13 protein-coding genes are annotated in these 15,910 nt (G+C 45.6%); 1 reads left to right on the top strand and 12 read right to left on the bottom strand.

The window, feature by feature from the left end; genetic code table 11:
- Positions 1-146 precede the first annotated feature (146 nt).
- Together guaA and guaB are read right to left on the bottom strand one after the other, a co-directional pair.
- Positions 147-1,700, bottom strand: coding sequence for a glutamine-hydrolyzing GMP synthase (gene guaA, locus ELS82_RS12185; protein ID WP_134835710.1), 1,554 nt, complete (start codon positions 1,698-1,700; stop codon positions 147-149).
- A gap of 115 nt (positions 1,701-1,815) precedes the next feature.
- On the bottom strand, positions 1,816-3,279 hold the full coding sequence (guaB, locus tag ELS82_RS12180; protein ID WP_053440592.1) for an IMP dehydrogenase: 1,464 nt from the start codon (positions 3,277-3,279) through the stop codon (positions 1,816-1,818).
- 232 nt (positions 3,280-3,511) lie between these two features.
- Here guaB and xseA point away from each other — a divergent pair, with 232 nt between their 5' ends.
- On the top strand, positions 3,512-4,843 hold the full coding sequence (gene xseA / locus ELS82_RS12175; protein WP_134835709.1) for an exodeoxyribonuclease VII large subunit: 1,332 nt from the start codon (positions 3,512-3,514) through the stop codon (positions 4,841-4,843).
- Here the strand turns inward: xseA and ELS82_RS12170 are convergent.
- The 10 genes from ELS82_RS12170 to rlmN all read right to left on the bottom strand — a co-directional run bounded on the left by ELS82_RS12170 (position 4,836) and on the right by rlmN (position 15,750).
- Positions 4,836-5,057, bottom strand: coding sequence for a zinc ribbon domain-containing protein (locus ELS82_RS12170; protein ID WP_053440594.1), 222 nt, complete (start codon positions 5,055-5,057; stop codon positions 4,836-4,838). The genes xseA and ELS82_RS12170 overlap by 8 nt on opposite strands.
- Positions 5,058-5,092: 35 nt before the next feature.
- A complete protein-coding gene (locus ELS82_RS12165) occupies positions 5,093-6,121 on the bottom strand; it encodes a sensor domain-containing diguanylate cyclase (protein ID WP_134835708.1) in 1,029 nt (342 codons plus the stop codon).
- A 311-nt stretch (positions 6,122-6,432) separates the two neighbouring features.
- Positions 6,433-7,302, bottom strand: coding sequence for an alanyl-tRNA editing protein (locus ELS82_RS12160; protein WP_134835707.1), 870 nt, complete (start codon positions 7,300-7,302; stop codon positions 6,433-6,435).
- 83 nt (positions 7,303-7,385) lie between these two features.
- A complete protein-coding gene (gene der / locus ELS82_RS12155; RefSeq protein ID WP_004413108.1) occupies positions 7,386-8,873 on the bottom strand; it encodes a ribosome biogenesis GTPase Der in 1,488 nt (495 codons plus the stop codon).
- A 168-nt stretch (positions 8,874-9,041) separates the two neighbouring features.
- A complete protein-coding gene (gene bamB / locus ELS82_RS12150) occupies positions 9,042-10,202 on the bottom strand; it encodes an outer membrane protein assembly factor BamB (protein WP_134835706.1) in 1,161 nt (386 codons plus the stop codon).
- Between the two features lie 9 nt (positions 10,203-10,211).
- A complete protein-coding gene (locus ELS82_RS12145; RefSeq protein ID WP_053440598.1) occupies positions 10,212-10,826 on the bottom strand; it encodes a YfgM family protein in 615 nt (204 codons plus the stop codon).
- Between the two features lie 66 nt (positions 10,827-10,892).
- Positions 10,893-12,161, bottom strand: a complete 1,269-nt coding sequence (gene hisS, locus ELS82_RS12140) for a histidine--tRNA ligase (protein ID WP_053440697.1) — start codon at positions 12,159-12,161, stop codon at positions 10,893-10,895.
- A 46-nt stretch (positions 12,162-12,207) separates the two neighbouring features.
- Positions 12,208-13,326: a flavodoxin-dependent (E)-4-hydroxy-3-methylbut-2-enyl-diphosphate synthase gene (ispG, locus tag ELS82_RS12135; protein ID WP_134835705.1), complete on the bottom strand. Its 1,119-nt coding sequence runs from the start codon at positions 13,324-13,326 to the stop codon at positions 12,208-12,210.
- 8 nt (positions 13,327-13,334) lie between these two features.
- Positions 13,335-14,306, bottom strand: a complete 972-nt coding sequence (gene rodZ / locus ELS82_RS12130) for a cytoskeleton protein RodZ (RefSeq protein ID WP_134835704.1) — start codon at positions 14,304-14,306, stop codon at positions 13,335-13,337.
- Between the two features lie 319 nt (positions 14,307-14,625).
- A complete protein-coding gene (rlmN, locus tag ELS82_RS12125) occupies positions 14,626-15,750 on the bottom strand; it encodes a dual-specificity RNA methyltransferase RlmN (RefSeq protein WP_134835703.1) in 1,125 nt (374 codons plus the stop codon).
- Between the last annotated feature and the right edge of the window lie 160 nt (positions 15,751-15,910).

Below are 15,910 nucleotides of genomic sequence, written 5' to 3'. Positions count from 1 at the left end.
ACCAAACAACATAATTAGATATTAAAAATGAATATACATTCAAATTATCGCATTGTATATGCTTTATTAAATATTCGTTGCTAAATGGTAGAGATAAAAAAACCAGCCCGAAGGCTGGTCCTACTATTGGTTATTAATCGCGAAGATTATTCCCACTCGATCGTTGCTGGTGGCTTACCAGAGATGTCGTAAACAACTCGTGAAATGCCGTCAACTTCGTTGATAATGCGGTTAGATACCTTACCTAGGAAATCGTACGGTAGGTGCGCCCAATGCGCAGTCATGAAATCGATAGTTTCTACAGCACGTAGAGAAACAACCCAGTCGTACTTACGGCCATCGCCCATTACACCTACAGAGCGTACTGGTAGGAATACCGTGAACGCTTGAGATACTTTGTTGTAAAGATCCGCAGCGTGTAGCTCTTCAATGAAGATTGCGTCAGCGCGGCGTAGCAAGTCACAGTACTCTTTCTTGATTTCGCCAAGAACGCGAACACCTAAACCTGGACCCGGGAATGGGTGGCGGTAAAGCATGTTGTAAGGTAGACCTAGCTCTAGACCAATCTTACGTACTTCATCTTTGAACAGCTCACGTAGTGGCTCAACAAGACCCATCTCCATATCGTCTGGCAGACCGCCAACGTTATGGTGAGATTTAATTACGTGTGCTTTGCCTGTCTTAGATGCCGCTGATTCGATAACGTCTGGGTAGATAGTACCTTGAGCTAGCCATTTCGCATTTTTCAGCTTCTTCGACTCTTCATCAAATACGTCTACGAATACGTGACCGATAGTCTTACGCTTCTCTTCTGGATCAGATTTGCCTTCAAGTGCTTTTAGGAAGCGATCTTCAGCATCAACTTTAATGATGTTTAGGCCGAACTTGTCGCCAAACATATCCATTACTTGCTGACCTTCGTTAAGACGAAGCAGACCGTTATCAACGAATACACATGTTAGCTTGTCGCCGATTGCGCGGTGAACCAGCATAGCAACAACCGATGAATCAACACCACCAGATAGACCTAGGATAACTTCGTCGTCACCTACTTGCTCTTTAATACGAGCAACAGCATCTTCGATGATTGACTCTGAAGTCCAAAGACGTTCACAACCACATACGCCAAGAACAAAGTTCTCTAGCATTTGTAGGCCACCTTTAGTGTGTGTTACTTCTGGGTGGAACTGAACGCCGTAGTATTTCTTCTCTTCGTTCGCCATCGCAGCGTAAGGACATGTGTCTGTCTCGCCAACTTTCACGAAGTCTGCTGGAATTTCTACAACTTTGTCACCGTGGCTCATCCATACGTCTTGAGTTGCTTCAAGATCTTTAAACAGTGCAGATTCACCAGAAACTTTTACTTGTGCGTAGCCAAATTCACGTTCAGTAGAACCTGCTACTTTACCACCTAGCTGCTCTGCCATAGTTTGCATGCCGTAACATACACCTAGTACAGGAACACCTGAGTCAAATACATATTGAGGCGCACGTGGAGAGTTTTCTTCCGTTACGCTTTCTGGGCCACCAGATAGGATGATACCGTCTGGATTGAATTCACGAATATCCGCTTCTTCAACATCCCAGCTCCAAAGTTCACAGTAAACGCCGATTTCACGTACGCGGCGAGCTACTAGTTGAGTGTACTGAGAACCGAAGTCCAAGATCAGAATACGTTGGTCATGAATATTTTTAGTCATTTTGAGCAGTCTTATAAGCTAAGTGATTAAAACGGAGGCGAGTGTACTCGCCTCTTCTTAATGCTTCAAGGAAAAAAGCAAACGTTTACGTCGGGTGTATAACTCTCTAGCGAGATTAACCTAGACGGTAGTTTGGTGCTTCCTTGGTAATTTGAACGTCATGGACATGAGACTCTTTCATGCCTGCACCTGAGATACGTACGAATTCAGCTTTAGTACGCATATCTTCAACAGTTGCAGAACCTGTTAGACCCATGCTCGAACGTAGACCACCCATTTGTTGGTGAACGATCTCTTTTAGGCGACCTTTGTATGCGATACGGCCTTCGATGCCTTCTGGTACTAGCTTGTCTGCTGCGTTGTCAGACTGGAAGTAACGGTCAGAAGAACCTTGAGACATAGCGCCAAGTGAACCCATGCCACGGTAAGCTTTGTATGAACGGCCGTTGTATAGGATAACTTCACCAGGTGCTTCTTCTGTACCCGCGAACATAGAACCAACCATTACACATGATGCGCCTGCTACGATAGCTTTACAGATATCACCAGAGAAACGGATACCGCCATCTGCGATAACTGGAATACCGTGCTGGTTTGCTACTTCTGCAGCATCTGCAATCGCAGTTACTTGAGGAACACCTACACCTGTTACGATGCGAGTTGTACAGATAGAACCAGGGCCGATACCTACTTTAACTGCACTTACACCTGCGTCGATAAGTGCTTTAGCACCAGCACCTGTCGCTACATTGCCGCCGATGATGTCTAGATCTGGGTATGCAGCGCGAGTTTCGCGGATACGGTTTAGAACACCTTCCGAGTGACCGTGTGAAGAGTCGATAAGTAGAACGTCAACACCCGCTTCAACGAGAGCAGCAACACGCTCTTCGTTACCTGCGCCAGCGCCAACTGCGGCACCTACGCGTAGACGACCTTGTGCATCTTTACATGCGTTAGGCTTACGCTCTGCTTTGTGGAAATCTTTTGCGGTAATCATACCGGTTAGTTGGAACTCGTCGTTCACTACCAGTACTTTCTCTACGCGCGCTTTGTGCATTTTCTCTTGAACTTCTTCACGAGTTGCACCTTCTTTTACTGCTGCTAGGCGCTCTTTAGGCGTCATCACAACATCTACTTTCTTAGAAAGGTCAGTTACAAAGCGAACGTCACGGCCAGTGATAATACCAACAAGCTCGTTAGTATCCGTTACCACTGGGAAACCTGCAAAACCATGCTTTTCTGTTAGGGCAACAACATCAGCAATAGTTGCATCAGGGCTTACTGTTACAGGGTGAGAAACCACACCTGCTTCGTAAATCTTAACCTGGTGAACCATCTGAGCTTGCTGCTCAATAGACATGTTCTTGTGAATAAAGCCAATGCCACCCTCTTGCGCTAGCGCAATCGCTAGACGAGCTTCAGTAACGGTGTCCATAGACGCCGAAATCATTGGGATGTTTAGGGTGATGTTCTTGGTCAGCTGAGTGCGAAGATCAGCTGTGTTTGGGAGAACGGTGGAGTGTGCTGGCACAAGTAGTACGTCATCGAATGTCAGCGCTTCTTTGGCAATTCTTAGCATTTGCAATATCTCACAATTAGAGGAGTAAAAAGAACAATCCGGTCTCATCGTTTCGCATAATGAGGGCAGTAAGTTTTGCGAACTTAACTACATTTGGATTAGATATTGCGGACGGATTATACGGCCTACGTAATCGCTTGACCACAAATTTTTTAATTTTTTTCTTGCATTAACCCCCTTGATATGTATTATATTGCCGCTAATTTCCATATTCACGTCCGCGAGATTAGCCTTGTCATCTCTGACCAATCAAAACATCTTCACCGTTTCTCGTCTTAATGCAGAAGTGCGCCTATTACTTGAAAATGAAATGGGGATTGTTTGGTTAGTTGGCGAGATTTCAAACTTCTCTGCTCCTGTCTCTGGTCACTGGTACCTCACTCTTAAAGACTCTCGTGCTCAAGTTAAATGTGCCATGTTCCGTGGTAACAACCGCCGCGTTACGTTTAAGCCACAAAACGGCAATCAAGTCTTGGTTAAAGCTCGTTTATCACTGTATGAACCGCGTGGTGACTACCAGCTAATCATCGAGAGCATGCAGCCAGAAGGTGACGGCCGACTTCAGCAGCAATTTGAAGAGCTGAAGATGAAATTGGCGGGTGAAGGTCTATTTGCTCAAACCAGTAAAAAGCCACTGCCTGAACACCCAAAGCGTGTTGGTGTGATCACCTCTAAGACTGGCGCTGCACTTTACGACATTTTAGACGTATTGAAACGCCGCGATCCTTCGCTACCGGTAGTGCTTTATCCGACTATGGTTCAGGGTGAAGAAGCTGCAATCCAGATTGCTCAAGCAATTGGCTGCGCTAACAGCCGCAATGAGTGTGATGTATTGATCGTCGGCCGTGGTGGCGGCTCACTGGAAGATTTGTGGTGCTTTAATAACGAGATATTGGCCCGAACAATTGCAGCTAGTCAGATCCCGATTATCAGTGCTGTCGGTCATGAAGTGGATGTGACTATCGCTGACTTTGTCGCTGATATGCGCGCGCCGACGCCATCTGCAGCTGCCGAACTGGTTAGCCGAGATAATAGCCATAAAGATCAAGCGCTACTGAGCCGTCAAAATAAGCTCATCAGCGCAATGCGTTATTTCCTAAGCGAACAAAAGCGTCATAACGCCCTACTCCAGCATCGCTTAGAGCGTCAACACCCAAGTTACCAACTGCAACGCCAAAGCCAACAGCTCGATGAACTTGAGGTTCGCGTGCATCGTTCAATGGAACGTTACCTATCTCAGCGTAGCCAAAAGGTTGAACGCCAACAGCATCGTTTAGAGCTTAACTCACCAGTTAAACGCCTGTCAGAGCAAAAATCGAGTCTGCAACGATTGGAACAAAAACTGCTCGATGCAATGGATAGGCGCCTACTGAATACACGTCATCAATTGGCATTAGCGGCAGAGAAGTTAGATACCGTCAGTCCATTGGCAACCTTAAAGCGCGGCTACAGCATTTCGCAAACGGAACAAGGTAAAGTTCTGACTAAGACATCAGATATAAAAACAGGCGACACCTTGGTCACCCGTTTATCTGATGGAGAAATCCGCTCAACCGTTAACTAGGTTGAAATTCAAAGCGCACTTTTGACTTTGATTTAAGCTCATTGCAGGCGTTGCAAAAGTAGTTTGCCGCTCCACATGCTTGCAGCTTCTCTAACTCCGCATCGCAGTCAGGGCAAAAGCCTACCTTTTTAAAGTTTTCATCGCAAGCTTGGCAATAATATTCGCCAGTCCAGCTCAATTCATCATGACAAATTGGGCAACTATTCTCATTCATAACGGCTTCTTTACTGTGTCTGTATCACGCCCACTTTAACTTTCTTGGGCAAAGTTACTATGATCTTTATCAAGCGCGCCGAGATGCTTTACTTTATACATTGCATAATCCGCTCGCTTTATCAGTCGCTGCAATGAGGTCATTCGTGTCATTTCACACGCAGCCATGCCAACACTTACACGAATTGTCACTCCATCGACTGGAGAGATATTTTGTAATCGTTGATTGAACTCTGCCGCCAAGAGGGAAAAAGTTTCTGGATCGTCAGACCAAGAAAATGCGACAAACTCATCGCCACCATAACGGCCGCCGAGACTACTGTGCTCAAATGTCTGATTAAACACCTCACCAACAGCGGCCAGTACTTTATCCCCGACCTCATGACCATTGCGATCGTTGATCTGTTTGAACTTATCAATATCAGCAAAGAAACATGCGATGTATTTTAGTTCAGTGTTTAAACAATCATTGGCTTGCTGGAGTAGAGCCCTACGGTTCAAGCACCCCGTTAAGCTATCGTAACGAGCATGGTAGTAAAGTTGATCCTCTAACTGGTACTTCTCCCATGCAACGGCATAGAGTGACGCCAACATTTCGAGTACTTCAAGTTCATGAGGTTCAGGCAATGACGGAGCCGCACTGTATATGGCGAATGTCCCCATGACCGCTTCTTTACTGGATAAAATAGGCACAGACCAACAGGCATGTAAATCTGCCTCTTCTGTCAGTGAGGTGAATGGTGCCCAATTGGGATGGGTATTGATATTGTCGACGACAACATTTTGCTTTAGGTAGGCAGCTGCGCCACAAGACCCTATTTGGGGACCAATAGCGACGCCTTCAATTGCCTCATTATAGAACTCGGGCAAGCTTGGGGCTGACTCTAAGTAAAGTCTACAACTGTTGGCATCAAGCCTTAGTATCGAAGCTTTTCTTTCACCAAACCAGCATTCAGAGAGCTCAACCACGCGTCGATTGAGCTCTGTTCTTCCCATTCCTAATGCAAGCTTAGTGAGTAACTTGTTGACTTCTCTGTGAGCAGTAAGAAGCTTAAGGTAACTCATATGACTGATCTTTAATATATTTCGTTTTTATGGGAAAACAGTAGCATAAAAGCTCTATTTATAACCCGATCCCAACCTCATTTATAACTAATTAGAATAAAACTCTGGAAACGATCTAAGCTATAGTAAAGATCAAACTCTGATCATCGGCTAAATCCAAAGTGATCAGCGATCTGCCCCAAAAAGAACATTTATATAACCACACACCGAAAGCATAAGTTACATATTCTGCATTTGGATTTTTAAAAGCATAAAAAACCAAATGAAATTAAAAGCAAACCATTATCAGAATATTATAAAAACGATCGAACTCACAATGACGGTTTTACATGGGTGTGCATTTCAATATTACTCGCATCCACTTGAACCAGTTTCACCTCAATCACAGCATAATCGTTTAAAGAGCTCGCATGACTGCCACCGCAAGGAATAACAGCGATTGCGCCCTCTTTTAAGTCACACGACCAGTATCGAGAGTCCGTCAATGCATCGCCATGACACTCAACCAAGATGTCAGAATCTAACTTTAGCCATTCGATCAATTGTGCGTTCACTAGGGTCTCTATTTGACCTAAGTTCTCTAGCAGGTCACCACTGTTTAAACCGCGCTTACGTAGCGTCTTACCCAGTCGATAAGTATCTAGACATTTATCCTCTGTGACAAAGCTTGTTACCTGCGCATAGCTATTAAAGTCGTAGTTACCGTGCGGATCTTTTCTGTCTGCATCTTTACGCCAATAACCATGCTCAGTAAGTACCTTATTTAACGCGAGGTATGAAAGGTGTCCTGCACTATGTCCACGGCTCAATGATTGCTGGTAAGACTTATCCACCGATAAAGAGACTGTCTGACCAAGCTCTAGTTCCACAGACTCCTTGGCTAAACAATGAACGACAACAAAGCTCCAGCCCGGCTCATCACGCTTTACAGGGATTGTCTGACCGACATAAAGTTCACCGCTTGCAAGCTCAACGGCGCCCACTTGGCAATCAAGTACATTGTGGCTATCCAATGTACCTCTATCCGCAGGATGATCTGGCCAAATATGACTAATGGGATGAAAAGGCGTGGTGTCCGTCACCACATATAGATAATCGCTACCCTGCTGGGTTAGCTGAACAACAGCATCAAGCTGCCAAGTGTTGTGACAAAATTGGGTGATAGTCGGTTTAATTTGCATTTCTTGTCCTATAAAAAAAGCGCCTTAGTAAACTAGGCGCTTTTTATCAATAAACTCTTTCCTGTGTACTCCGACTCAGGTAATTAGTTCTTACGATTTTTCATCATGCTCATTAGGCGCTTACGTTTACGCTCCTGAGACATAGTCATCTTATTCGTTTTACCCTCAAACGGGTTATCGCTGCTCTGGAACTGAATACGAATAGGTGTACCCATGATCTCTAGAGACTTACGGTAGTAGTTCATCAGGTAACGTTTGTATGAATCTGGTAGTTCATTAACTTGGTTACCGTGAATAACTACGATTGGTGGGTTATAACCACCCGCGTGCGCGTACTTAAGCTTAACGCGGCGACCACGAACCAATGGTGGCTGGTGATCGTCAGTTGCCATTTTCATAATACGAGTCAGTACTGATGTACCTACACGAGTTGTCGCTGACTTGTAAGCTTCTTGCACAGATTCAAACAGGTGACCAACACCAGTGCCGTGCAGCGCAGAAATAAAGTGGATGCGCGCGAAGTCAACGAAACCTAGACGGCGGTCTAGCTCTTTCTTCACGTGCTCTTTCACGTCAGTATCAAGACCATCCCACTTGTTCACTGCAAGAACAATTGAACGACCTGCATTTAGCGCAAAACCTAGTAGGCTAAGGTCTTGGTCTGAAATGTTTTCACGTGCGTCAATCACCAATAGAACAACGTTCGCATCTTCAACCGCTTTTAGCGTTTTAACCACTGAGAACTTCTCAACAGTTTCATTGATACGCTTACGACGACGAACACCCGCCGTATCGATCAGTACGTATTCACGACCATCACGTTCCATTGGAATGTAGATAGAGTCACGTGTTGTACCCGGCATATCGTAAACAACCACGCGCTCTTCACCGAGAATACGGTTAGTTAGTGTCGATTTACCTACGTTTGGTCGGCCGATAATAGCCAGTTTGATTGGCTGATCTTGTAGGCGCTTAAACTCTTCCTCGGCTTCTTCTTCGGTGTAGTCTAGCTTCTCTTCATCAAGATCTTCAAACTCAGTTAGGTCTTCGATTTCGCCTTTCGCTTCTTCGGCCATTTTTTCTGCAAATGGGTTAAGTGCGCGGTCAATCAAAGCGCCAACACCACGGCCGTGAGCCGCAGCAATTTGGTACATATTTTCAACACCAAGTTGCCAGAAGTCAGCGGATGCTGCATCAGCATCAATACCGTCAACCTTGTTTACAACCAGCATTGAAGGCTTTTCAATCTTACGAAGGTGGTTAGAAATAGCGATGTCAGATGGTGTTAAGCCAGCACGGCCATCAACCATAAATAGCACAACATCTGCTTCATCAATCGCCGCTAGCGATTGCTCAGCCATTTTGGTTTCTACACCTTCTTCTGTGCCATCAATACCGCCGGTATCGATAACAATGAATTCATGTTCACCAAGCTTCGCTTGGCCATATTTACGGTCACGAGTTAAGCCAGGGAAATCCGCAACCAACGCGTCGCGTGTACGAGTCAATCGGTTAAATAACGTTGACTTACCAACGTTAGGACGCCCTACCAGAGCAACAACAGGTACCATAATAACCTCTACAATATTCTTTTCTTTATGTAGTTATAGGTAACAACTCAGCAGAGTCCACTTTATGAGCACTTTACCTATAACCACATGTAACTTTGGGGTTCTAAAACAAACAAACGGCTCCCAACTGTTACCAGCGAGGAGCCGAATGTGAATTGTATCACGAAACTATTCGCTGATCGTTAGTTTCTTTACATCGCCATTGCGAGTCATTAAGACGTAACCACCAGGGATTGTGATTGGTGCAACCGCAAAGCCACTGCTGTCTACTTCTTGCTGAGCAACGAACTCACCGCTGCTGCGATCAATCCAATGCAGATAACCTTCACTGTCACCCACAACCACATACTGGTTGATAATGGTCGGTGCTGTCAGTAAACGGTTCTCTAGTTGATCGTTATTCCATAGCTCAGTACCACTACGCGCATCAAATGCCACTAAGTGATCTTGCTCAGTTACGATATACAGGCGGCTACCATCACTAGCGATATCTGTCGCCGAGGAGAACGCACGTTTCCAGACTGGTTTACCTGAACGTAAGTCGATAGCCGTTAACTGACCGTTGTAGCCGATGATGTATAGGTTACTGCCTAAAATCAGCGGTGAAGCATCTACATCAACAAGGCGATCAATTTCAGTCGCGCCTTGAGGCATGCCGATAGGCTGTTGCCAAATAAGCTGGCCACGCTCAACAATCGCTGCTGCTAAACGACCATTTGCCGTGCCCCAGAAGACACCACCAGAAGCCGTTACCGGAGTACTGTTACCACGCAGCGTTAGGTTCGGCACTTCAGTGCTAATCGTCCACTTACTTTCACCAGTTACCTGATCAAGCGCAATCAGCATTCCACTGTTGGTGTGAACAATAACAAAGTTGTTGTCTGTTGCAGGAGAAGTCAGTACCTCACCATCAACTTCAGCCGTCCAGTTTTGCTCACCAGTCTCTTCGTTGAACGCTAACACTCGACCATTTTCGCTACCAATGAAGATTTGGCCATACGCAGCCACAATTCCACCTGATAAACGTGCAGAAACATCAGATTCAACATCTGTTTCCCACAGGGTCTTACCCGTTTCTGGGTCTAGCGCTTTAACCACACCATCACGGCTAGCAACAAAGACTTTGCCATAAGCGTATTCAGGCGTGAGCTTAGAGTAATATTGACCAACACCATTACCTACCGACGCTTTCCACTCTGTACTTGGTGTGAATTCACTTTGTACAACAGGAACAGGCGCCATGATAACGGTGTCTTCCTCACTCGCACAACCAGCAAGGATACCAGCGAACATCGCCGCAGTGAGCGCTTTCTTCAGCATATTCTTCATGCTATGCCCTTACTTGGCTAGATCGTCCAGTTTCATCTGTAATGCTTGGCTTGCGTCGCCAGATTGCTGCGCTTCTGTGTAAGCGGCATACGCGGCTTGCTCATCGCCTTTACGCAGTAAGATGTCACCTTTAAGCTCTGCTACTCGGCCAGCCCAGCTTTCATCAGTGATGTTTGCTAGCTCAGCAACCGCTGCATCAAACTCACCCTGCTCTGCTTTAACGCGAGCTAGGCGGTAATTAACAACTGATGATACTGCCGTATCTTTGGTTGCAGACTTTGCCCACTCTAGTTGTGCAATCGCTTCATCAAAGTTACCCGCTTCAACTTGAACTTTCGCTAGTTGAAGAGCAGCTAGAGTTGCGTATTCCGTTTCTTTGTTGCCATCAATAAAGGCTTGAATGTCACCTTCAGCAGATGCGCCTTTTTCAGCAAGAGCTTGCACTGCTTTTGTGTAGCTTTCTGACGCAGCTTCTTGAGCAGCAGTCACAGAGTCTTGGTAGTAACGCCATCCGAACAGGCCGCCAAGACCAACAACAGCACCCAAAATGACTGCTTTGCCGTTCTCTTTCCACCAATCTTTGATCGCTTCTACTTGTTGTTCTTCAGTATCGTAGAGTTCCACTTCCTGTCCTCATACATCTCAAAAAAGTAGCGATAAACATCGCTACTTCGAAAATTGATAAATTAATTAAACTAGCTCAGATAGCTTAGCGATAACGTCTGCTTGGCTGTAAGTCTCTTGCGTACCGCCAATCAGGTCTTTCAATACTACTGTGTTATCAGCCACTTCGTTCTCACCAAGAACCAGCGCTACCGCTGCCCCCACTTTATCAGCACGCTTAAACTGCTTCTTAAAGTTACCGCCACCAAAGTGGTTCATTACACGTAGACCTGAAACTTGCTCGCGTAGAGACTCAGCTAGCTTCATGCCCGCCATCATAGTGCCTTCACCAGCTGTAACCATGTAAACATCAACGCTACGACGAACTTCTGTTAGCTCAAGAGTTTCTAGCATTAGCACTAGACGCTCTAGACCCATTGCGAAGCCAACTGCTGGCGTTGCTTTACCGCCCAGCTGTTCAACTAGACCATCGTAACGGCCACCGCCACATACAGTGCCTTGAGCACCTAAGCTTTCAGTGATCCACTCGAATACAGTGCGGTTGTAGTAATCCAAACCACGAACTAAACGCTCGTTAACTGTGTATTCGATACCTGCAGCGTCAAGAAGTTCACAAAGACCAGCAAAATGTTCTTTCGACTCTTCACCTAAGTAGTCAGACAGGCGTGGTGCATCACCAAGGATTGCTTGAACATCTGGGTTCTTCGTATCCAGTACACGCAGTGGGTTAGTGTGCATACGACGCTTACAGTCGTCATCTAAAATATCGATGTGCTGCTCTAAGAATGCGATCAGTGCAGTACGGTAGTTCGCGCGATCCTCTAGAGAACCGATAGAGTTAAGCTCTAGACGAACGTGCTTATCGATGCCTAGCTCACGCCATAGACGTGCTGTCATCATAATAAGTTCTGCATCAACATCAGGGCCATCTAGACCAAACACTTCCACACCACATTGGTGGAATTGACGGTAACGACCTTTTTGTGGACGCTCGTGACGGAACATTGGACCCATGTACCATAGACGCTGCTCGTCACGGTTGATAAGGCTGTTTTCAATACAAGAACGTACACAACCTGCTGTACCTTCTGGGCGTAGCGTTAGGCTATCACCATTACGGTCTTCAAAGGTGTACATTTCTTTTTCAACCACGTCGGTCACTTCACCGATAGCGCGACTGAATAAATGTGTCATCTCAACGATTGGCATGCGCACTTCGTTGTAACCGTATGCGCTAACTACGTTCTTCACTGTGTTTTCAAGTTTTTGCCACAGTGGTGATTGAGTTGGAAGGCAGTCGTTCATGCCTCGAATTGCTTGGATTTTCTTTGCCACAGTCATTTACCGTAAAATAGGTACCGTAATTTACATTACGTTGAGATTAATCTTGTTGTTTGATATCGATGCGATTCGCTTCGTCGAGTACCGACGCCTTAGCACGAATCTTCGCTTCTAGTTGATTGACTAGATCTTCGTTATCAAATCGCTCTTTCTGACGCTTACCGTCTTCGTAGAAAGCACTCTTCTTATTACTACCCGCTAAACCTAGGTGAGACACTTCAGCTTCACCTGGGCCATTGACGACACAACCGATGATCGATACGTCCATTGGCGTAATCACATCTTCTAAGCGCTGCTCAAGTGCGTTTACCGTGCCAATCACATCAAACTCTTGACGAGAACAGCTCGGGCAGGCAATAAAGTTAATGCCGCGAGAGCGAATACGTAGTGACTTCAGAATATCGAAACCGACTTTGATCTCTTCAACAGGATCGGCTGCCAACGAAATACGTAGCGTATCACCAATGCCTTCCGCTAGAAGCATACCAAGGCCAACTGATGACTTAACTGCACCTGCGCGAGCACCACCCGCTTCGGTAATACCTAAATGCAGTGGCTGATCAATCTTCTGAGCCAGCAGACGATATGAATCGACAGCTAAGAAGACATCCGACGCTTTTACACTGACTTTGAACTGGTCAAAGTTCAGGCGGTCAAGAATGTCGACATGACGCATTGCTGATTCAACGAGTGCTGCTGGTGTTGGTTCGCCATATTTCATCTGGATATCTTTTTCCAGAGAACCGCCATTCACACCGATTCGGATCGGAATGTTTTTGTCACGAGCGCAGTCAACGACGGAACGAATACGATCTTCGTTACCAATGTTGCCAGGGTTAATACGCAGACAATCAACACCATACTCTGCGACTTTCAGCGCAATACGGTAGTCAAAATGGATATCCGCTACGAGTGGGATATTCACCTGCTGTTTAATCTGTTTGAACGCTTCTGCCGCGTCCATTGTAGGAACAGACACGCGAACGATATCTGCACCGACATTTTCCAGCGCTTTGATTTGAGCAACAGTCGCCGCAACGTCTGTTGTTCTGGTGTTTGTCATTGACTGCACCGCAATTGGGGCGCCATCACCAATAGGCACATCGCCCACGTAAATACGCGTCGATGGGCGACGTTTGATCGGAGATTCGTATTGCATAGTAATTTCTAAGGTAAGTTGAATCTTGCTACTTTGCCTGAAGTATACCCAGAAAGGTCGACAGGTTCACTCGCTAATGTCATTGAAACGTTTTCAGGCGCACCTAAAATTACGCTATATGGCATATTTCCGGTCAGATCTAAGCTTTGACCCGCTTTTTTCACACCAGTAGAGAGGGTTTTTCCGGTAGCATCTTTGACTTGAATCCAGCAATCATCACTGAATGACATCGTCAGCAGGTTTTTAACCACTTCCGCTTGTTGCTGGTTAGATTCTGGTTGTTGTTGCTCAGCCACTTGTTGTGGTTGAACTTCGTCTGTCGTCGTAGTTTGTTCAGCAGGAGCTTCTACTGGCTCAGCGATGATTTCGGTACTCGAGGTCTTATCGGCTGTTTGCTCTGCTTCTGCTTCGATAATCTGTTCAATATTGCTATCGGTCGCTTTTACCGGAGACTCTGGCGCTTCAAGCGTAGTAAAATCGAGTTCCGGTTCACTTTCTTGTAGCTGCTCAATTTTGAGTTCTTGTTCAGTGTCGCTCGTCAGATCAACTAGACTGGTTTCTTGATTTTGCCACCACCAAACCGATGAGATACCCGCGATTACCGCGAAAATGCCCCATGTCAGCGTCATGATACGACTATCGTGCTTTTCACGGTTGGTCTTACGCGAGAAGCTTTTCATTTTTTGTTCTTCTGGCTGCGTCTCTTCACAACCATCAAGTGCACACAGTACTACAGACTCTTCAATACCAACAGCACGCGCGTATGAACGTAGATAACCGCGAGTAAACGTCGCAACCTGGTCTGAGGCAAAGTTGTTCGCTTCGATATTTTCAATAATGGAAATGCGTAAACGCAGGCGATCCGCAATTTGCTTTTGGCTAAGACCAAGCTCTTCACGTTTATTTTTTAGAATCGTTCCCGCTTCTACTCTTTCTGCATTTTCTTCGTTGTTCATTGGTGCTTGTTGTTCAGCAGTCATGATTTAATCATTCTCTTCAAGTTAGAATCTGTTTCTCACGCCTTAGTTATTCATTTTTGTTGTGCGTCGAACAAACTCAAAAATTAGTGGGAGGACACAGCCTCGCAGGTCAATACTCTCGCTTCACTCAATAGACAGGGAATTACCCTAAAGCGTTAACCCTTAATTCTAATAGATATCTTAGACGAAACAACATAGACAAAGTGCATAATTTACAAGCAGCTCAAGGTTTTTCGATAATTTGACAAAGATATCGCTACAGGATGTAACGAAAAAGCCAGAGCTAGGCTCTGGCTTTAGGAAAATATTGAACGCGTTATTAAACTGCTTTCACTTCAATTGTATCGCCTTTTGCGGCTTTATTGATGGCCGTACGCTTAGTTCGGTCAATCACATCACCAACTAACTGACCACAAGCGGCATCAATATCATCACCACGAGTCTTACGAACCGTCACAGTGTGCTCATATTGCATCAGCGTCTTCTGGAAACGGTCAATACGAGAGTTACTTGGTTTCTTGTAAGGTGAACCTGGGTACGGGTTAAACGGAATCAGGTTGATCTTACACGGCGTATCTTTCATCAGCTCAGCCAGTTCGCGCGCGTGGTCCATGTCATCGTTAACATGGTCAAGTAACACGTACTCTACTGTCACTTTACCGCGGTTTGCGTTTGAAGATGCTATGTAGCGACGTACTGACGCAAGGAAATCTTGGATATCCCAACGGTCGTTGATTGGCATGATTTGGCTACGCAACTCGTCGTTTGGCGCGTGTAGAGAGATAGCCAGTGCCACGTCAATTTTGCCTGTCATCTGGTCAAGGCCAGATACAACACCTGAAGTCGATACTGTTACACGGCGCTTCGATAGGCCAAAACCTAAATCATCTAACATAAGTTCTAATGCTGGGATCAGGTTTTTCATGTTCAGCAGTGGTTCACCCATACCCATCATTACCACGTTGGTAATTGGGCGGCGACCTGTCTCTTTTTCTAAGCCGATTTCACGTGCCGCACGCCAAACCTGACCGATAATTTCAGACACTTTAAGGTTACGGTTGAAACCCTGTTGAGCCGTTGAACAGAACTTACACTCTAGAGCACAGCCAACCTGAGAAGAAACACATAGCGTCGCACGGTCATCTTCTGGGATGTATACCGTCTCAACGTCTTGATCGCCAACTTTCATCGCCCATTTAATAGTGCCGTCAGAAGAGTGCTGAGCTTCAGCAACAATTGGCGCTTTAATCTCACAACGATGAAGCAGTTTCTCACGTAGCTTCTTGTTAATGTTGGTCATGTTATCGAAGTTATCGACACCGAAATGGTAGATCCACTTCATTACCTGATCTGCACGGAATGCTTTTTCACCGAGCTCCTCAGCAAAAAACTTACGCATACCTTGACGATCAAAGTCGAGTAGATTGATTTTTTCAGTGGTCATGTGGCCTCTCAAACGACGGAACATTAATTAAGGGCGCGAATTGTACAGCCTTTACGCAGTGACAACAAGCGTTGTAAAAGCCTGTATTTAGTAAGGCGTTAATATCTTTGTGGTTAAAGTTTGTACAAAAACAAACAACCCACCAAATTGGTGGGTTGTT

Source organism: Vibrio ouci (assembly GCF_004551525.1).
Lineage (GTDB): Bacteria > Pseudomonadota > Gammaproteobacteria > Enterobacterales > Vibrionaceae > Vibrio > Vibrio ouci.
Note: the sequence above shows the minus strand (reverse complement) of the source record. Positions and strands in the feature narration are given on the sequence as shown.